Genomic DNA, 19,461 nt, shown 5'->3' with positions numbered 1-19,461 from the left:
GAAATACAAGTTACATAGGTATCGACAAAATATAGTAGTTGAATTTGGTATATAATGTATGAAATGAAAACGAAAATAAATAAGCTAGGAGCAAATAAATGAAAAGAGGAATTATTGTAGATATTCCAAATGAATATGATAATCTACTTTGGAAAGTGTTAAAGCCGATCGATATTACGTTATTTGATTGGCGATTGGAAAATGAGGAATCTTATTTCAGATTACCTGATGGATTAGGATCAGAATTATTCTCAGAAGATAACAAGGTAATGAGTGGATTAGAATTGAAAAAATTAATAAAAGACAACATATATTATCTCATTTTTGCAGATTTAAAAGCGTATCCAAAAGGAGAAGTATTAGAAGAGATTGAAACATATGAAGAGTTCACAGAGAGCAAGTATGAAGTAGTCGTATTAGTAGCGGACGGTGATTATATACACATTTACGCTAAAGATCAAAAAGTGATTGAATTGATGTATGAAAACGCACTGAATCAAGGTTTTTATGTTGAATACGTTACAGACGAAAATGACGGTAGAACGCGTTTGTCAGTATAGTAGTAATTTGAAAGGGGAACGGCAATATGGAGAGAAATACAGTTAAAGAATATACAATACGAACTGCTACTGAAGAGGAGAGCGATAGCATTATTACTCTATTAAGAGAAGTAGCAGAGTGGTTACAACATAAAGAAGTAGATCAATGGCAGTATCTGTTAGGAGGAGAGGCTACAGCTGAAATATTAGAATGTATAAGAAATAAATATACGTATATTGTTATGAAAGAAGATGAAATTGTTGGTACGATTACAGCATCTCCTAAACAAAATGAATGGGATGAACATATTTTTGGTAAAGAGGAAGTTTCGGATTCAGTATATATTCATAGATTTGCGGTGAGACGGAAGTATAAGGGGAATGGAATAGGAGAATCGATTTTGCAGTGGGTAGAAGAAAATGTACAGTGTGATAAAGAGTACTTGAAGTTAGATTGTGTGGGACATAATCGTACGTTGAATGATTTTTATAAGAAAAATGATTTTGAGTATGTGGGCAGTACGGATGGGCTTAGTAAGTTTCAAAAGAAAAGGAGAAAATAAATGAATCCAATTAACGTAAGTTTAGTTGAGAAGTTAATACAGAAACAGTTTCCTGAATGGGCACATTTAGAAGTGAAACCTGTAAAGTTTAGTGGACATGATAATAGAACGTTTCACTTAGGAGATCAGATGAGTGTTAGATTACCAAGTGATGCAGCATATGCACCGCAAGTAGAGAAAGAAAACAAGTGGCTTCCTATATTAAATAAGGAACTTTCTTTACCAATTTCTGCACCAATTGCAAAAGGGCATCCGTCTGAAGAGTATCCGTGGCCATGGTCTATTAATAAGTGGATAGAGGGAGAGACAGTTACGAAAGAAAATGTTCGTGACTTACATGAATTTGCAGCGGACTTAGGATCATTTCTACTAGAATTGCAATCCATTGATTCTAGAAACGGACCAATAGCTGGAGCGCATAACTTTTACCGAGGCGGGTTTATATCTGTATACGATGAAGAAGCGAGAGTAGCTATTGAAAACAATAAAGACGCTTTTGATGAGGCATTGTTAAAGCACCTTTGGGATTTAGCGCTCCGATCAAAATGGGAACGCACACCAGTTTGGATTCATGGAGATGTTGCGCCAGGGAATTTACTCGTTAAAGATGGAAAGCTTTGTGCCGTAATTGATTTTGGTATACTAGGAGTAGGTGATCCTTCGTGTGACGCGGCGATGGCATGGACATTTTTTGATGAAAATAGTAGAAACGTATTTAAAGAAGTGTTGAGGATGGATGAGGAAACGTGGGATAGAGCGAGAGGATGGACGCTTTGGAAGGCGTTAATTACATATGATGCGAATAGAGATAGTAATGAAAAAGTAGCTGAGGAAGCATATCGTGTAATCCAAGTGATTGTGGATGATTATAAAATGAGATGAAAATAGTAATGTGTAGCACAAGTTTTGATTGAAGTTATTTGACGTTTACTATGCAATAAAAAGGAGGGAACATAATTGAAAGTCAGGCAAGGGAAATATGAAGAGATAAAATTGCGTGATAGAATTCCAGGTATGGTTGAATATATAGATAGCACAAGACTTCCGGCTGATTTTCACTACTATATCCCTCCACACTGGCATAGAAGTATTGAAATTAGTTTAGTAATATATGGAGACGTTTTTTTGTATGTAAATGGGCAAAAAAAGAAAGTATCAGCTGGCGAGTTTATTTTTGTAAACAGTGGAGATGTGCACGAATTTGAAAAAGTTGAGAATGCAAGTTGTGCAGTAATGATGTTAATAGTTTCGTATGAATTTCTTAAAGAGCTAAATGCTGATTTTGATAAATATAGATTTACTCTACAAGCATCATTTGTGCAGAAAGAAAAGCTCCAACAAATATTTTATGAATTAAAGGAGTTAGTCACAAATTTTGATGAGTTAAGTTATATAAAAATGAATAGTTTAATTTATGAGATTGTTTATATTCTATTGCGCCACTGTAAAGATAGAAAAAAAGAAGATAATGATTTTCAATTTGGAAATAAACAAAAAGAGATAATTACATATATGTATGAACATTATGATGAAAAGCTTAAAATGAAAGATGTAGCGAAACACTTTTTTGTAAGTGAGGAACATTTTTCTCGGATGTTCAAAAAATCTTTCGGATCAAATTTCACCTCTTTTTTAACGAGATACAGGCTTCATAAAGCGTATGAAGATATTATTAGCAGTACGAATTCTATACAAGATATAGCAGTGAAACATGGATTTCCCAATGTGAAGTCATTCATTTCGCAGTTTAAAGGGAAATATGGGTATACACCATTACAGTATAGAAAAAATATCATATCAAAAAATGACAATAATTGAATCAAATATGAACAACAATAAAAATACGTTCCATGTTACATTTTGTACATGGAACGTATTTTTATTTAGTAAATGGAAATGTATACGGTTATATAATTTTCCGGAAAATGAAAGCGTTAAAAAAGAGATGGGGGAATAGTGAATGTCTAGAAAATATAGCTTAGATTTATTAGAAAAGATTCAAGAAAAACAAGAAACCATCAATGTACAAGGCGCAGAAGTAATAGTGAAAAACATACCAGATTGCGATGAAAAGGGAGCAATGGATCCACGTCTTTATAAAGATATGAAGGTTCAAATGAATATAATGAGGTTTATGCCTAAAAATATGATGAAAATGGACGCTTCTGAAAAATCGGTAAAGAATATGAGAAAGCAGTTTAATGGTATTAAAAGCGTTCCAATCGTAACGAAAGATATAAATATTACGAATGAAACGGTTAAAGCGGAAGATGGATATGACATTCCGATAAGGATTTATAATAGTATTTCAAAACGAGAAAACGCGCCAATTTTATATTTTATTCATGGTGGCGGATTTATGGCGGGATCACCAGATGTGGTAGAAGAACTTGTGAAATTAATAGTAGAAAAAACAGATATATTAGCATTTTCTATAGATTATCGATTAACTCCAGAACATCCTTTTCCAACTGGACATACAGATTGTTACACTACTTTAAAATGGATTTATGAGAATGCTGAAGCATTCGGCGGTGATAAGAATAATATTTTTGTTGCGGGTGATAGTGCTGGAGGGAACTTAACACAGTATTGTACAACGAGAGATATGGAAGATGGTAGAAACTTCGTTAAAGGGCAATTACTTCTGTACCCTACACTTAACATGTGTGACTATGAAGACGAGTTTTATTCTTGGAGTATAGATAAATATGAGATTGCTCCGAAATATAAAAAAGGATTAGAAAAAATGCTTAATATGATGCATGCAATGGTCGGAGGGATGGCAGAAATACTTGGTACGGAAGACATTCATTCGAAGTATTTAAGTCCATACGTTGATGTATCTTCAGATTATCCAAGTACATTTATTACGGTAGGAGAACATGATTTTTTAATGATTGAATGTTTAGCGTATGCAGCTAAATTGAAGAAACAAGGAGTGGATACTGAAACGATTCTCTATCGTGGTTTAGGGCACGCGTATGGAGATAATGTAGGTGTCTATCCTCAAAGTGAAGATTTAGCGATTGAGATGGGGAGTTTTATATTGAAGCATAGTAAGAAAGACTCCTACTTTGAGCAATGATTTTAAACTCTACTTTGTGCCTTAAGTGAGAATATCTAAAAAGTATATAAAAAGCCTAATTTGATCGATATGTTTCAAATTAGGCTTTTTCATATGATTAAATATTCAAGATCAAAAGAAGGAATAAAACTATATTATACAGAATATTAAGATAATAGGAGGTGTCGAATTTTGAGTGAAATTGAATTAAAAAGTAATGTAATTAAGACAGGAAGAGAGAGGAGTATGATTCTTCGGTTTATACTCGCTAGTCTCGTTGGGGTGTTTATGTTTTTCGTACCTGTTACGATAAATGGAGCTTCTTCTATTATGATTGATCATATCGTATCGTGGATCCGTACTTCAGTTCCGGGCGTAGTACCTTATTATGCATTGTTTGTTATGGTGATTGGTGCGATTTATCCATTTTATACGAAGAAATGGAATGCATCTATCGTAGACATTTGTTTTTCTATTTTTAAAGTAGTTGGTGTTGTTTTTGGCGTATTATATTGTTTTAAAGTGGGACCAGCTTGGTTTTTTGCACCAGATGTTGGGCCGTTTTTGTATGAGAAACTAGTTATATCGGTAAGTTTACTCGTTCCGATTGGTTCGGCGTTTTTAGCGTTATTAGTCGGATATGGGTTGCTTGAATTTATCGGTACATTTTGCCGTCCGATTATGAGACCTTTATGGAATACGCCGGGACGATCGGCAATTGATGCGGTTGCTTCCTTCGTTGGAAGTTATTCACTAGCCTTATTAATTACGAACCGCGTATATAAAGAAGGAAAGTATACGACAAAAGAAGCAGCCATTATCGCTACAGGATTTTCTACAGTATCCGCAACATTTATGATCATCATCGCAAAAACATTAGACATTATGCATTTATGGAATGTTTATTTTTGGACTACACTTGTAGTAACATTCATCGTGACTGCTATCACCGTAAGAATCCCACCTCTTAGTAGAAAGCCCGATACATATATTACGAAAGAAGGGTTCCCAGAGCCCGTTTATAAGGAAAAAATGTTAGAACGTGCTTGGGAAGATGCATTAGAAGTATCAAGATCTGCACCGAGCATTATGAAAAATATTGCAGTGAACTTAAAAGACGGTTTTATTATGACGATGGGAATTTTACCATCTATTATGTCAGTAGGGTTAATTGGTATCGTCTTAGCGAAGTTCACGCCAATATTTGATTGGGTCAGTTATATTTTTTATCCATTTACATGGGTTTTACAATTACCAGAAGCAGACTTAGCTGCTAAAGCGGTATCAGTTGGTATTGCAGAAATGTTTTTACCATCATTATTAGTTGTAAGTGCGCCGCTCGTGACAAAGTTTGTCATTGCGGTTGTTTCGGTATCATCTATTTTGTTTTTCTCCGCTTCAATCCCTTGTATATTATCGACAGATATTCCGTTAAAAGTATCTGAACTTATTATTTTGTACGTGCAGAGAACGATATTAACGTTGCTTATTATTACGCCGATTGCTTATTTGGTGCTTTAATAGGAAACCCTCGCTTTCTATGTGAGCGAGGATTTTTGTTGTTAAAATCATTATATATTAATTTTATGGTTTTAATTCGTATGTTATAGTAACAAAAGAAGGGGGCTTACAAATGGAAATCATTCACGAAAGAGCAAAATTACGGTTAATGGATAGTGGTGATGTCGAAACTTTGTTTTCGATTGTAGAAGGAAATAGGCAAATTTGGGCGTATTTAATCTCTAAAATGGAAACTGTTCAAGATATGCAGCAATATGTTCAAAAAGCGATAAAGAGTTATGGAAAGGGAACACAAATCCCTTTCGCTGTAGTGGATCAACAGACGAACAAGATTGTAGGGAGTACACGTTTATATAATATTTCAGTAGAAGATAAAACAGTGGAGTTAGGGCAGACGTGGTACCATCCAAGTGTGCAACGTACGAGTATAAATACAGAATGTAAGTATATGCTTCTCCAGTATGCTTTTGAAAAACTGCATATGCTACGGGTGCAAATTAAGACGGATGTAAGAAATGAAAAAGCACAACGAGCAATTGAAAGGTTAGGCGCGGTAAAAGAAGGTGTGCTAAGAAATGAAAGAAGATTGCCGAGCGGTCATGTGAGAGATGCAGTTGTGTACAGTATTATTGCGAGTGAATGGTCAGGCGTGAAAGGAGAATTGTTAGAAAAATTAGAGTTATACAAAGAAAAGCTATAATTCGTATTTTGTAAGGTATATGATCGTAATTTGCGAATAATATACCTTTTTTTCTTACAAAACACTAACTTATTTAATTTACTTTTGTTTCATCATTCCCTTCTGAGAAAAAATTCGTTACAATGTAGTTGTATGGTAATAAACTAATGAATTAAAATTGTAATGAAAACCGCAAATGAAAAATGAATTGATAATCCTCAATTTTAAATGAAAACCCTTTTATATATAATAAGTAAAATACCTTCTTTTAAACAAACTCAAACAAAACGATTTGATATAAATGTTTTTTTATAGAAGTATGGATGATGTACGGAGGCAATTACAAATGAAAGAAAATAAGAAGAGTAAAAAAAGACGAATCTTTCAAGTGTTTTTATTAATGATTTGTTCTGCTATTTTGTATGTGAGCTATGCAGCTTACGATATTTGGAGTTATCGCTTTAAAACGGATGATGATGTGAAGACAGATGCTGGTATCGTGCTAGGAGCAGCTTCATGGAACGGAAAACCATCTCCTGTATTTAAGGAAAGAATTAATCACGCGATTTCTCTATATAAAAACGGAAACATTAAGAAAATTATTTTTACAGGTGGTACAAAGTTTGAAGCGGAGCTTGAGGAAGCTCGCACTGCTAGAGTATATGCATTGAAACAAGGTGTAAAAGAGGAGGATATTTTAATTGAAACAAAATCCCTTTTCACTGAAGAAAATTTAAAGAATGCGAAGGAAGTTGGAATAGAGAACGGAATACACTCATACACGATTGTAAGTGATCCACTTCATATGAAACGCGCAATGAGAATCGCAAAACATATTAACATTGAGGCATATGCTTCACCGACTCCAACATCAGCATATAAAACGTTAGATACAGAAATTCCATTCTTTTTTAAAGAATTATTCTCGTATATCGGATATGTAACCTCTTTGCCGCTAAAGGCATTGAAGGGGGATTAATATAAGAAAAGGACCTGTTTTTCTATAGGGATTTTTCTTATAATCCAAAAACATTGTATTTTTATCGGAATAGTGAAACAATAGAGAGGTAGCTTCATATAATCATAATGACAAAATGAACGGTTTATGAATCGAGCATTTACGGGCAGCCCGACTCCCACTGAACTTCTTTGCTCCACCCGAATTTTGAGGTGGGAGTTTTACTGCCCGCAAATAGCGGGATAAAGGAGATTATAGTATGGCACTCTCATTTGTTGAAACAGAAGAACAATCTTTCATTATTGAACAAATAAATAAATTGATTCCGAAGTTCATGGAAAGGGAGCATCAATTAAGTGAATTAGGATCATTTCCGTATGAAAATATTAATAATTTAAAAGATATCGGATATACGAAATTAACGTTACCGAAGGAATTTGGTGGTAGTGCGATTTCTTTATATGACTTCGTTTTATTTCAAGAGAAAATTGCAGAAGGCTGTGGAGCTACTGCATTATCGATTGGATGGCATATCGGTATTGTAAAAGAGCTAGCTGAAAATCGCTCTTGGAATGATGGAATGTTCAAATGGTTTTGCGAAGAAGTGCGTAATGGTGCACTCTTTAATCGGGCAGCAACAGAACCGAAAACAGGAAGTCCGACGCGTGGTGGTAAACCAGAAACAATCGCGGTGCAACAAGGCGAGAAGTGGATTATAAATGGAAGGAAAACTTTTACAACGATGGCACCAGTACTTGATTATTTTATTATTTCAGCAAGTATGGAAGGCCGAGAAGAAGTTGGTGAGTTTGTCATTCCAAGAAATACGCTCGGTGTATCAATTGAAGAAACATGGGATAGCGTTGCGATGCGAGGAACTGCTAGCCACGACCTTGTCTTACAAAATGTGGAGATAGAAAACCGCTTCTTTACGAATGTATTGGGCGGGAAAGTGAAACAAAAGGGTATTGGCTGGTTGCTACATATACCAGCATGTTATTTAGGAATCGCACAATCAGCAAGAAATTATGCAGTTCAGTTTGCGGAATCATACAAGCCAAATAGTTTAAGCCATTCTATTAGTTTATTACCGAGTGTTAGAAGATTAGTTGGAGAAATAGAGCTTGAGCTTATGCAAGCTCGCGTCTTTTTATATCAAATTGCGAAAAAGTACGATGAGGCAGAAGATAAACTATCACTACAAGCAGAACTAGCGGCAGTGAAATACGCAGTAACAAATGCGGCGATATCTATAGTAGATAAAGCAATGCGTATCGTAGGAGCGAAAAGTTTATCAGAAAAAAATCCACTTCATCGTTATTACTTAAATGTCAGAGCGGGTTTACACAATCCGCCGATGGATGATGCAACATTGTCTATACTGGCGGATGCAGCATTTCGGTCGTGATGTTTTAGGAATAGAGCTTATGAATTTAAATGTTATTGTTTATGGACAATATAGTTGTTTTGAAAGCACGTATTTGATTAGTAATCGAACACGTGCTTTTTATTTGTTTGCCATCCTAGTTTGAAATGTAGTGTTTTCATATAAATGATTATCATGATTTCATAAATGTTCCTGGATGAAAATATTTATTGTAATGCCAGTTTGGAAATCTTGTAAATACTTACTAGATTTAATCCCAAATTAAGGGTCTTTCCAAATTTATCATTCGCAAATATTGTAAAAATTGACCTGCATGGACTGCATCATGATAGGCAATTCGTAAAAGCATATCTCCTAAATATCGTTGATAGCCAACATCGCTTCGATCAATAAGTGTTGAATTTAACTCTGTTACGTTTATTGATTGAACATATTCTATGAAGTCAGTGAAGTATGATTGTGCTAGTGCAATCTCTTTTTTAACACAAATAATTGGTTCGTTATCATACGGAATTTGTATGTCGTTTATCGATCCGTTGTTTTTTAAAATCATATGATAGTAAAAAGTTGAGCTCCATACATGACGAATCATCTCACCAAAGGACATAGCCTCATTATCAGGTTTCCAAGTAAGAAAGTTATTGGGAAGAGAACTCCATAATTTTTCTGAGCGTCTTCTCGTTTCTTTTAAATTTAAAATACTAAGATCAATTGCATTCATTTTAAAATCCCCTTTACAATTAAATTTAAAATAATTGTATCAATTTAACAGTTAGGGTATCATCGAAATATGAATGTATATCCGAATATCTCATATGTAGCTAAATTAATTGCTGAACCTACAAGAGCAATCATCTTAGATTGTCTAATGAATAATCAGGCGCTGCCTGCTAGTGAATTAGCTTATATGGCAAAAGTGTCGCATCCAACAATTAGTTCTCATCTTTCTAAATTAGTAGAGGGGAATCTACTTACAGTTGAACAACATGGTAGACATCGTTACTATCGACTTGCTAATCAAGAGGTAGCGGAAGTTCTTGAAAAGTTAGGAACAATCGCACCAACAGTTCAAGTTCGCTCTTTAAAACAATCGGGTCAATTAAAACAAGTTCGTTATGCTCGAACTTGTTACGATCATCTTGCAGGCAAACTTGGTGTAGAGATAGCTGAAAAATTACTAGTTAGGGAATTTATAACTTTAAAAGATGGAGAATATATTGTAACGGAACAAGGGAAAGAATGGTTTCTGAATTTTGGAATAAATATTGAAAAGGCAGAGACAAAAAGGAGAGTATTTGCAAAACCTTGTCTTGATTGGAGTGAACGACGCTACCATATTTCTGGTTGGTTAGGGTCTGAAATAGCAAAACTGTTTTTTGAACAGGGATGGATTACAAAAACGGATAAGAGTCGAGCGGTTCATCTTACAAAGAAGGGCGTAAAATTATTGGAAAATCAATTAGATATTGATATGAAAACTGAAGAAAGAAATGCTTGAAATTATATTGGTACTGCTATTGCATCTATCATTTCGATTATAATTTTTACAGTTCTTCATACGAACCAGCTTTCGGATCTTGCTATTTATTTACCTGGTGCGGTGATACTTACTATTGCTTATCTTATTTCTAAAAGATCCATTGCATATGTCATGGCGATACATATATTAAACAATTGCCTTGGTTTCATTCTGTAAGAAATTAAACATAGTTCTGTTGCAAAGTTAAAAAATAGGAACAGAAATGATAAACGAGGATTACAATTTAGACAGTGACTAATAATGTAGGTAATCCCTTGTACGTCGAAAAACCGCAGTTTGAATGTAAACGGTGATAAGGTGTTTTTTATTGGGAAGGAATTTGTAACTTTTAATAGAATAATTTATGAAGATGATTAGATAATAAATGTTTACACATAAGGAGATAAAACTATGGAAAAGAACAAAATACTAAGAATGGACAATGTCAGTATCGTTGTAGAATCTCTTGATGACGCAATCTCTTTCTTCGAGGAGATTGGCTTGAAACTCGAAGGTCGAGCTAGTGTCGAAGGTGAATGGGCTGGTCGCGTAACCGGACTGGGCTCCCAGTGCATAGAGATTGCTATGATGGTTACGCCAGATGGCCACAGCCGAATTGAACTTTCGCGATTTCTCACCCCACCTACTATATCAGATCACCGGACTGCTCCTGTAAACGCCCTCGGTTATTTACGCGTCATGTTCACTGTTGAAGACATTGACGAAATGGTATACAGACTCACGACTAAGTGTGGTGCTCAGCTCGTTGGCGAAGTGGTTCAGTACGAGGACTCGTATCGACTCTGTTACATTCGTGGAACCGAAGGGCTTCTAATCGGTTTGGCGGAACAACTCGGTAACAAATAAGAAAGTGACGTTTTATAAAAAAACTTTACTGAAATATATTACTGAAGTGAAATTTGAAACAGAATAGTAGTGTGAAAGTAACTTTAAGAAGTAGGGTACGTCATATAACATAACATGCAAGCGAAAGGACTCTCCGAACCACTTGGTCGCCGGGGAAGAAGCAGGGAAGAGATTCAGGTAACATCTCTGTGAAAACGTTATATGCTAATTCCTCTCAATTTGAAGAAATTTATTATTCAATAAAAGGGCTCTTCTCCAGAGCGACAAAAAAGCCAATTTCCTTAATTTTAATATTGAGAAATTTGGCTTTTAATTTTGGAATTTCTTTAACGTTGTAAATTCGTATTTTCCTGAGCTACCCTATGCTCATCAAACTAAGAAGAGCAACTACTCCAAAGCGAGAAAATTGACATCTCCAGATGAGGATGTACAATTTTTTGTTTTGAGGATGCTCCAAAATATTAGCTTGATAGCAATGGGCAGCATCCCTTGAATAGCTTCGAAGAACTCAATTCTAAAAAATACATCTGAACGAGAGATAATGGAATGTTCTTTTGTAAGATGTATATCTTTTTCTCTTTTTAGTAGTATTGTTCATGAAAAATAGCACATTACAAATAAGTGTTATCAATTGAAAAAATCTTTCTTTTCATTCTTCTTTTTATAGTTTTATAGGAGAAAGCTAGGCTTCTTATTTTTACTAATGTATAATAAGAAAAAAGCACGAAAAGAGGTTATCTCATGCTAGAGGTTATTGCAACATGTTTAGAAGATGTGAAACGAATTGAAAGCGCGGGTGGGAAGCGGATTGAATTAATTTCATCTTATACAGAAGGTGGATTAACGCCGAGTTATGCATTTATTAAAAAAGCGGTAGAAGCAGTAAATATACCGATTCACGTTATGATTCGTCCGCATGCGAAGTCTTTTACATATACGGAAGAAGAAATTGAAATGATGAAAGAAGACATTAGCGTTGCGCAGAAGTTAGGTGCAGCAGGCGTTGTATTAGGCGTATTAAACGAACAAAAAGAAGTTGATAAAGAGAAGCTAGCAGATTTGTTATCTGTTGTAGATGGAATAAATGTAACGTATCACCGTGCGATAGATGATATAGAAAACCTAGTAGAAGCGATGAGAACTTTAAAGGAATTCCATAAAGTGACTCACGTGTTAACTTCAGGTGGACAAGGAAATATAGTAGAGAATATTCCAGTGCTTAAAGATATGCAAAAGGTAAGCGATGGTCAAATTCAACTTGTAGCTGGAAGTGGTGTAACGAAAGAAAATATAAAGCAGTTATTAGATGAAACTGGAATTTCGCAAGCTCATGTCGGTACAGCGGTAAGAGAAGGTAAATCATGTTTTTCTGAAATTGATCGAAGTTTAGTGCGAGGATTAGTTGAAATAATAAAATAATTGCATAAGAAAGAGGAGAAACGATGAAGGAAAATACGAAGAAAGAATTATTCTCTTGGGTTAAAACAATCGGGTTTACCCTTGTACTAATTGTAATTATTCGCGGTGTTTTATTTACACCTTCTTTAGTGCAAGGTGAATCAATGATGCCTACTTTAGAAAATAATGAGCGCGTTCTCGTGAATAAGATTGGTTATAGTATAAGTGGATTAGATCGCTTCGATGTTATCGTCTTCCATGGAAAAGAAGGGTACGACTTAGTAAAACGAGTAATTGGTTTACCAGGTGATACAGTTGAGTATAAAAACGATGTTTTATACGTAAACGGAAAAGTGATGGAAGAACCATATTTAAAAGAGTTTAAAGAAAAAGCAGTAGGCCGAGTATTAACTCCAGACTTTACGTTAGAACAAATCACAGGAAAAACGAAAGTGCCAGAAGGCCAAGTATTTGTTTTAGGAGATAATCGTGAAGTTTCTAAGGACGGTCGCATGTTTGGCTTTATTTCAGAAGATGAAATTGTCGGAAAAGGACAAGCTGTTTTCTGGCCGTTGAAACAAGTAAGAGCGTTATAAAGAAAAAGTATGGGAGAAATATTCTTCCGGTGGATTTAAATCACATTTTTTGTGAAACTGAATGTTCATTTAAGAAAGACAGACAGAGGTCATTTTGATTATTATTTTTCAAAATGGCCTCTGTTTATTTGAAGATAGTATTGCAAGGGGGGAATTTAAATGATAACGAAAGAAGCAGAAGTTATCTTAAACAGGAAAGGAGCCAGGAAAGCAAACGAAATTCCTAAAGAGGTCTTACAATTACTACAGCAAGGGAAAGTAGAAAGTGTTAATCTAACAGAATGGCTAGCTATAAATCATATTGAACTACTCAAAAATGTCTTACCTTCAATAGGACTCAAGAATAGTTTGGAAAGCATAGTAGCTGAATTAGAAAAACAGAACGTGGAAACAGGAATGAAAGTCATACGAATAACAGGAACTTTATTGGATGAAATTATACTCAAAGAGAATGAAGGAAACAAGGAAGATGTATTGTTAAAATTATCTAATCATATTTCAGATAGTGTACGATGTTGGGCAGCGTTTATGAATAAAAAATCAAATAACACATTAAAAGATACATTAACGTACATTCGACCTTTTGCAGCGGATCATCATTTTGGTGTTCGAGAAATTGCTTGGATGTCTATTAGAGAAGATCTTTCACAGAATATAGAAAAAAGTGTGGAGTTGTTAGTAGAATGGGCAAAAAGTGAAGATGAGAATATTCGTAGGTTCTCTGTGGAATCTATTCGCCCTCGAGGTGTATGGAGTAAACATATTGAAATATTAAAACAAGAACCTGAAAAAGCACTTCCTATTCTTAATTTACTTAAATCAGATCCATCAAAATATGTCCAAGATTCGGTTGGGAACTGGTTAAATGATGCAAGTAAAACGAAACCGGATTGGGTAATGAACCTGTGTGAAGAATGGGCAAAGGATACTGACATAAAATCAACTAGTAGAATTATTAAAAAAGCTAAAAGAACGATTTTGAAAAATAAGTAATATGTACCTAATAGACTTGTTAGTTGAACGAAGGAACAATCAATCAAGTTAAAAAAGAATACTGTGAATAACAATGAGAAGAGCATGTTTTGATCAAAAATTGATTCAAACATGCTCTTTATATTTTCTTTTATAGCAGTGTTATTAATGAAAAGTGATCAAATTTTATTTCAAATCTAAACTTCCGTACTTTTTTATTGTAACTATTATTCTAATAGTTCGTTCTTCACGTGTTAAAGTTTTGTCAATCATTCAAGGGCCTTTTATTTTATATAAATCACTTATTATTTGTGTTTTTTTAATAACGGACAAAATATATCGGATTATGTACGTGAAAAAAATATTGATAGAATTGAAAGAATATTTTATAATTTTAAATTATATCTTTGTTTCGAAAAATGGAATTAAAGTTCCGAAATTCGGAACAAAAAGGAGATAGGATGAGTATAAATAAAACGGCAGTGAAGACAATGGATATTTTAGAGTTATTTTATGAGCATGAAGAGTTAAGTTTAACAGAGATGGTTCAGCTTACAAATATGCCGAAAACATCTGTTTATCGTTTAATCGGTTCGCTAGAAGAAATGGAGCTTTTACAAAAAAATGAGAAGGGGAAATATCGTCTTGGAGTCGTTTTTTTAAGGTTTGGGCAACTTGTTTCACAAAGATTATCAGTAAGAAATATTGCGATTCCATATATGAAAGAGCTTAGAGATAGTTTAGGGCAGGCAGTTAATTTAATTATTCAAGATGGTAATGATGCAATTTACGTTGAAAAGATGGAAGGAGTTCAGCCGGTACGTGTTTATACAGCGGTTGGAAGAAGAGCACCTCTTTATGCGGGGGCATGTCCGAGAATTTTACTATCTTATTTTTCTGAGGAAGAGAAAAGGAAGTACGTAGAGGAAACCGATTTAAAACAGTTTGCGGATGGAACAATTGTGAATAAGGAACATTTGCTAGAAGTATTACAACTAGCGAAAAAGGAAGGTTACACAATTAGTTATTCTGAATTAGAAAATCATACAGCGGCTATAGCAGCTCCGATTTTTGCGAATGATGGAACGGTTGTAGCAGGTATTAGTATTTCAGGTTTAGCAATTGAGTATGGCGAAAGTAACATTTCATATTTTACTGCGAAAGTGAAAGAAACAGCATACCGCATTTCGAAAGAACTCGGCTTTTTGGCATAGAAAGAGGGAATGGGATGAAATTTTCTGCGTTAGGGGATCAAGCGATTATTGTTACGTTTGGTGAAGAAATTAGGATGGATATATACGGAAAAGTGCAGCGATTATTTCAAGCGTTGAAACAACATCCATTTACAGGAATGGTTGAATGTGTGCCATCGTTTACTTCATTAGCAATTTACTATAATTTGTACGAAGTATGGATGCAAAATGAGAGAAGTGAAAGGTCATATGATTACGTTTGTAAATATATACAAGAGCTGTGTGATTCATATAAAGAAGAAGTGAACGAGAATGTGAAACATATTTCTATACCAGTTTGCTACGGAGGCGAATATGGGCCGGATTTAGAAGAGGTCGCACATTATCAAGGTTTGCAAGTAGAGGATGTTATTCGTATACATAGCGAAACAACATATTTTGTGTATATGTTAGGTTTCACACCAGGATTCCCATATTTAGGGGGATTATCAAAACAATTAGAAACACCTAGAAAAGAAACACCACGGTTACAAATTGCTCCTGGTTCGGTAGGGATTGGTGGAAAGCAAACAGGTATTTATCCGCTTGAAACACCGGGTGGATGGAATATTATCGGCCGAACACCGATTTCATTATTTAATCCAAGAGAAGAATCACCTACCTATATTCAAAGTGGTATGTATTTACGTTTTATCCCGGTAACAAAGGAAGAATACGTATCGCTAGAGGGGGCTAAAGAATGGATGTAGAGGTTTTACATGCGGGGATGCTTACAACAGTCCAAGATTTAGGACGATTTCATTATCAACAGTATGGTGTACCAGTTGGCGGTGCGATGGATAAAAATGCACTTAGGCTAATCAATATGTTAGTCGGTAATGAAGAAAATGAAGCAGGTTTAGAAATGACGATAATGGGACCTAAATTGTTACTAAAGAAAACGACTTTGATCGCGATTGGCGGAGCGGATTTGGAACCGTTATTGAATGGAGAACGAATTCCGTTATGGCGTCCTATTTTAGCAGAAGAAGGCAGCATGCTTTGTTTTGGAAAAGCGAAACGTGGGTGCAGAGCATATGTAACATTTGCTGGTGGTATTCATATTGATCATACAATGGGAAGTAAAAGTACATATATGCGAGCTGCTATTGGCGGGATTGAAGGAAGGATGCTCAAAAAGGGTGACTATTTTCAAATTGGTACGCACGCAGAAATGGCGAGTCGTTTCATTCAAAACTTACAAAAGGAAGAGCGAATAAAAACAAAATGGGCAATTCGAAATAACGTCTTACCAAAATATAAGAAGCATCCTACGCTTCGCGTCATAACAGATTTTGAATATAATCAGTTTACAGAAAAAAGTAAAGAGTCATTTTTTATGAAAGAGTATAAAGTGTCCAATTATGCTGATCGCATGGGATATAGGTTTGATGGGGAAGTTTTAAATAGAGAAATAGAACAAGAAATTCTATCAAGTCCTGTTACATTTGGAACCATTCAAGTTCCAAATGGTGGGCAGCCTATTATATTAATGGCAGATAGGCAAACGACAGGTGGCTATCCGAGAATCGGAAATGTCATTTCAGTAGATTTACCTCTGCTTGCCCAGCTGAAACCAGGGGACTATGTAACTTTTGAAAAAGTTTCTATAGAAGAAGCGGAGCGATTGTACATAGAGCAGGAAGAAAATATGAAACTATTAAAGAAGTTCATCGCTTTACGAAGCTGAGAGTAGGAGGAAAATATCGTGACGACAATCGATTTGAATTGTGATTTAGGAGAAAGTTTTGGAGCTTATAAAATGGGGAATGATGATGAGATTCTTCCGTTCGTTTCCTCTATAAATGTTGCTTGTGGTTTTCATGCGGGTGATCCGATCGTTATGCGTCAAACAGTTGAAAAAGCTTTGAAACATAACGTAGCAATAGGGGCGCATCCTGGATTTCCTGATTTAATTGGATTTGGAAGAAGAAACATGAATGTTTCAGCAAGTGAAGTATATGATTACGTTTTATATCAAATTGGTGCATTAGACGGGTTTGTGAAAGCGGCAGGGGCGAAGATGCATCATGTGAAACCGCACGGTGCCCTATATAATATGGCGGCAACTGACCCAGCAATTGCAGATGCAATCGTAAAGGCAATTTCTCATATGAACCCGGATCTATTACTTTACGGATTAGCAAATAGCGAGGCGTTTATACAAGCTGCAGAAAAATATAAAGTAACATTCATGCAAGAAGTTTTTGCTGATCGTACGTATAAGCAAGATGGGACATTAACAAGTCGTACAGAAAAAAATGCACTTATAACAGATGAAGGCGAAGCGATAAAACAAGTGCTTCAAATGGTAAAAGAAGGATATGTAGAAACGGTGAATGGAGAGAAAGTAACAGTTCAGGCGCAAACAATTTGTTTGCATGGCGATGGAGAGAAAGCGGTACAATTTGCGGAGATAATATACAGAACATTCGAACTTAATGGTGTTTCTATATGTGCACCGAAATAAAAAATGAGGGGAAGTGCTGGAAATGATTAAATTAATTGGGATACTACTTGTTGCAGTTGGCTTTCTATTTAGGTTAAATACACTATTAGTAGTAATGGTTGCAGGAATTGTTACTGGTATGGTTTCAGGATTAAGTTTTTATGATGTCATCAGCATGTTCGGTAAATTTTTTATAGAAAATAGATATATGTCTATGCCTATTATACTAACTTTACCTGTAATCGGAATTTTAGAGCGTTATGGTTTAAAAGAAAGAGCAGAAGCACTTATAACGAAATCAAAAGGGGCAACAACTGGAAGAGTATTAATGTCATATTTTACAATAAGAGAATCATCAGCGGCACTAGGGCTGAATATTGGTGGTCATGCGCAAACAGTAAGACCGCTCGTTGCACCAATGGCAGAAGGAGCGGCACAAGGTAAATACGGTAAACTTCCGGAAAAATTAAGAGAAAAGATTAAAGCAAACGCAGCTGCTGCGGAAAATACAGCTTGGTTTTTCGGAGAAGATATTTTTATCGCAACTGGTGCGATTTTATTAATGAAAGGATTCTTCGATTCAGTAGGTATGCATGTCGGGGTATGGGATATGGCGCTTTGGGGTATTCCAACAGCAATATCCGCACTAATCGTAAGCTGGATTAGATTCAGAAGGTTTGATAAATATATAGCGAAAACAATGAAGGTAGAAGGAAAACAAGAGAAGGAGGCTATATAAGATGAACATCATAACTATGGATACAATTTATTATGTATTAGGTATAATCGTTGCCTTTATCGCTGTGCGTATCGCATTCGATCGTGAACATCCAAACCGATTCGGTTCTAGCTTATTTTGGGCATTATTCGCAGTTACATTTTTATTCGGAAATGTAATACCTTCGTTTTACGTTGGGTGTATCTTGCTCGCTATGGTCGTGTTAGCTTCATTGAATAAAGTAACAAAATCTCAGGAGAAAGAAGTACCTGTACAAGAACGTGTGAAACATGCTGAGAAATTAAAAAATAAAATTTTCATGCCTGCACTTTTAATTCCTATTTTTACAATTATCGGTACGTTAACGTTAGGGAAAATCAAATGGGGAAATGTATCCCTTGTAGATCCAGATAAAGTAACGTTAGTTGCATTAGCGTTAGGAGCATTACTCGCATTCGTTGCGGCGATGCGTATTACAAAATCGAAAATAACGACGCCTGTTCAAGAAGGAAGTAGATTATTACAAGCTGTTGGTTGGGCAGTTATTTTACCACAAATGTTAGCAGCACTTGGCGGCATTTTTGCGAAGTCTGGTGTTGGACAAGTCGTTTCTGATTTAGTTGGAAAAGTGTTACCGACAGAGTATCCATTCGTTGCTGTTATGGCGTACTGTTTAGGAATGATGCTTTTCACAGTTGTAATGGGGAATGCATTCGCAGCGTTTGCAGTAATCACTGGCGGAATCGGATTACCTTTAATTGTTCAAATGCACGGCGGGAATCCAGCGATTATGGCCGCACTCGGCATGTTTGCTGGATATTGCGGAACACTGCTTACGCCGATGGCAGCAAACTTTAATATCGTTCCAGCAATGCTTTTAGAGTTAAAAGATAAAAATGCTGTTATTAAAGCGCAAGTACCCATCGCGCTTTCAATCTTTATCATAAATATGTTTATTATGTACGGCTTAGTATATCGTTTCTAATTAGGAGGGAA

Annotated in this window: 21 protein-coding genes and 1 pseudogene; 21 read left to right on the top strand and 1 reads right to left on the bottom strand. The window is 35.3% G+C overall.

Features of this window, described 5'->3' with window-relative positions:
- The first annotated feature begins 98 nt into the window (after positions 1 to 98).
- The 9 genes from MHH42_RS15430 to MHH42_RS15390 all read left to right on the top strand — a co-directional run bounded on the left by MHH42_RS15430 (position 99) and on the right by MHH42_RS15390 (position 8,735).
- A complete protein-coding gene (locus MHH42_RS15430; protein ID WP_097838355.1) occupies positions 99 to 560 on the top strand; it encodes a DUF2691 family protein in 462 nt (153 codons plus the stop codon).
- 26 nt (positions 561 to 586) lie between these two features.
- Entirely contained in the window at positions 587 to 1,102 is a 516-nt protein-coding gene (locus MHH42_RS15425) for a GNAT family N-acetyltransferase (RefSeq protein ID WP_000440853.1), read from the top strand.
- Positions 1,103 to 1,984 (top strand): aminoglycoside phosphotransferase family protein, encoded by an 882-nt coding sequence (locus MHH42_RS15420; RefSeq protein ID WP_097838354.1) that lies wholly within the window; start codon positions 1,103 to 1,105, stop codon positions 1,982 to 1,984.
- A gap of 75 nt (positions 1,985 to 2,059) precedes the next feature.
- Complete coding sequence (locus MHH42_RS15415) at positions 2,060 to 2,920, top strand: AraC family transcriptional regulator (protein ID WP_000868381.1); 861 nt, start codon at positions 2,060 to 2,062, stop codon at positions 2,918 to 2,920.
- Positions 2,921 to 3,062: 142 nt separating this feature from the next.
- A complete protein-coding gene (locus MHH42_RS15410) occupies positions 3,063 to 4,190 on the top strand; it encodes an alpha/beta hydrolase (RefSeq protein WP_070173422.1) in 1,128 nt (375 codons plus the stop codon).
- Positions 4,191 to 4,361: 171 nt separating this feature from the next.
- Positions 4,362 to 5,690 (top strand): YjiH family protein, encoded by a 1,329-nt coding sequence (locus MHH42_RS15405; protein ID WP_070173421.1) that lies wholly within the window; start codon positions 4,362 to 4,364, stop codon positions 5,688 to 5,690.
- 112 nt (positions 5,691 to 5,802) lie between these two features.
- Complete coding sequence (locus MHH42_RS15400; RefSeq protein ID WP_000402594.1) at positions 5,803 to 6,390, top strand: GNAT family N-acetyltransferase; 588 nt, start codon at positions 5,803 to 5,805, stop codon at positions 6,388 to 6,390.
- Between the two features lie 325 nt (positions 6,391 to 6,715).
- Entirely contained in the window at positions 6,716 to 7,348 is a 633-nt protein-coding gene (locus MHH42_RS15395; protein WP_000662220.1) for a YdcF family protein, read from the top strand.
- 238 nt (positions 7,349 to 7,586) lie between these two features.
- On the top strand, positions 7,587 to 8,735 hold the full coding sequence (locus MHH42_RS15390) for an acyl-CoA dehydrogenase family protein (RefSeq protein WP_070173420.1): 1,149 nt from the start codon (positions 7,587 to 7,589) through the stop codon (positions 8,733 to 8,735).
- A 229-nt stretch (positions 8,736 to 8,964) separates the two neighbouring features.
- Here the strand turns inward: MHH42_RS15390 and MHH42_RS15385 are convergent, their stop codons facing one another.
- Positions 8,965 to 9,435: a DinB family protein gene (locus tag MHH42_RS15385; RefSeq protein WP_000991288.1), complete on the bottom strand. Its 471-nt coding sequence runs from the start codon at positions 9,433 to 9,435 to the stop codon at positions 8,965 to 8,967.
- Positions 9,436 to 9,504: 69 nt separating this feature from the next.
- Between MHH42_RS15385 and MHH42_RS15380 the strand changes: the two genes are divergently transcribed.
- The 12 genes and pseudogenes from MHH42_RS15380 (at position 9,505) to MHH42_RS15325 (ending at position 19,450) form a co-directional block, all read left to right on the top strand.
- Positions 9,505 to 10,212 carry an ArsR/SmtB family transcription factor gene (locus MHH42_RS15380; RefSeq protein ID WP_070173419.1) on the top strand — a complete coding sequence of 236 codons (708 nt, stop codon included), beginning with the start codon at positions 9,505 to 9,507 and terminating at the stop codon, positions 10,210 to 10,212.
- Positions 10,213 to 10,410, top strand: a pseudogene (locus MHH42_RS15375) (CPBP family glutamic-type intramembrane protease); the annotation flags it as partial.
- A 234-nt stretch (positions 10,411 to 10,644) separates the two neighbouring features.
- On the top strand, positions 10,645 to 11,100 hold the full coding sequence (locus MHH42_RS15370; RefSeq protein ID WP_070173418.1) for a VOC family protein: 456 nt from the start codon (positions 10,645 to 10,647) through the stop codon (positions 11,098 to 11,100).
- 741 nt (positions 11,101 to 11,841) lie between these two features.
- Entirely contained in the window at positions 11,842 to 12,519 is a 678-nt protein-coding gene (locus MHH42_RS15365) for a copper homeostasis protein CutC (RefSeq protein ID WP_070173417.1), read from the top strand.
- A gap of 23 nt (positions 12,520 to 12,542) precedes the next feature.
- A complete protein-coding gene (lepB, locus tag MHH42_RS15360; protein ID WP_000662508.1) occupies positions 12,543 to 13,094 on the top strand; it encodes a signal peptidase I in 552 nt (183 codons plus the stop codon).
- Between the two features lie 159 nt (positions 13,095 to 13,253).
- Positions 13,254 to 14,087 carry a DNA alkylation repair protein gene (locus MHH42_RS15355; protein ID WP_070173416.1) on the top strand — a complete coding sequence of 278 codons (834 nt, stop codon included), beginning with the start codon at positions 13,254 to 13,256 and terminating at the stop codon, positions 14,085 to 14,087.
- 440 nt (positions 14,088 to 14,527) lie between these two features.
- Positions 14,528 to 15,280, top strand: a complete 753-nt coding sequence (locus tag MHH42_RS15350) for an IclR family transcriptional regulator (protein ID WP_070173415.1) — start codon at positions 14,528 to 14,530, stop codon at positions 15,278 to 15,280.
- Between the two features lie 14 nt (positions 15,281 to 15,294).
- The gene (pxpB, locus tag MHH42_RS15345) at positions 15,295 to 16,008 is read left to right on the top strand and encodes a 5-oxoprolinase subunit PxpB (RefSeq protein ID WP_070173414.1); all 714 of its coding nucleotides are present in this window, start codon (positions 15,295 to 15,297) and stop codon (positions 16,006 to 16,008) included.
- Positions 15,999 to 16,988, top strand: a complete 990-nt coding sequence (locus tag MHH42_RS15340) for a 5-oxoprolinase subunit C family protein (RefSeq protein ID WP_070173413.1) — start codon at positions 15,999 to 16,001, stop codon at positions 16,986 to 16,988. Before pxpB ends, MHH42_RS15340 begins: the two co-directional genes overlap by 10 nt.
- 18 nt (positions 16,989 to 17,006) lie before the next feature.
- Positions 17,007 to 17,768, top strand: coding sequence for a 5-oxoprolinase subunit PxpA (pxpA, locus tag MHH42_RS15335; protein WP_340893540.1), 762 nt, complete (start codon positions 17,007 to 17,009; stop codon positions 17,766 to 17,768).
- 22 nt (positions 17,769 to 17,790) lie between these two features.
- Positions 17,791 to 18,486 (top strand): DUF969 domain-containing protein, encoded by a 696-nt coding sequence (locus tag MHH42_RS15330; RefSeq protein ID WP_070173411.1) that lies wholly within the window; start codon positions 17,791 to 17,793, stop codon positions 18,484 to 18,486.
- Between the two features lies 1 nt (position 18,487).
- The gene (locus MHH42_RS15325) at positions 18,488 to 19,450 is read left to right on the top strand and encodes a DUF979 domain-containing protein (protein ID WP_070173410.1); all 963 of its coding nucleotides are present in this window, start codon (positions 18,488 to 18,490) and stop codon (positions 19,448 to 19,450) included.
- Positions 19,451 to 19,461: the final 11 nt, after the last annotated feature.

This window comes from Bacillus sp. FSL L8-0099 (assembly GCF_038006385.1).
In the GTDB taxonomy this organism is placed as follows: Bacteria; Bacillota; Bacilli; order Bacillales; family Bacillaceae_G; genus Bacillus_A; species Bacillus_A toyonensis.
The sequence above is the reverse complement of the archived record's forward strand: the minus strand, read 5'-3'. Positions and strand labels throughout refer to the sequence as shown.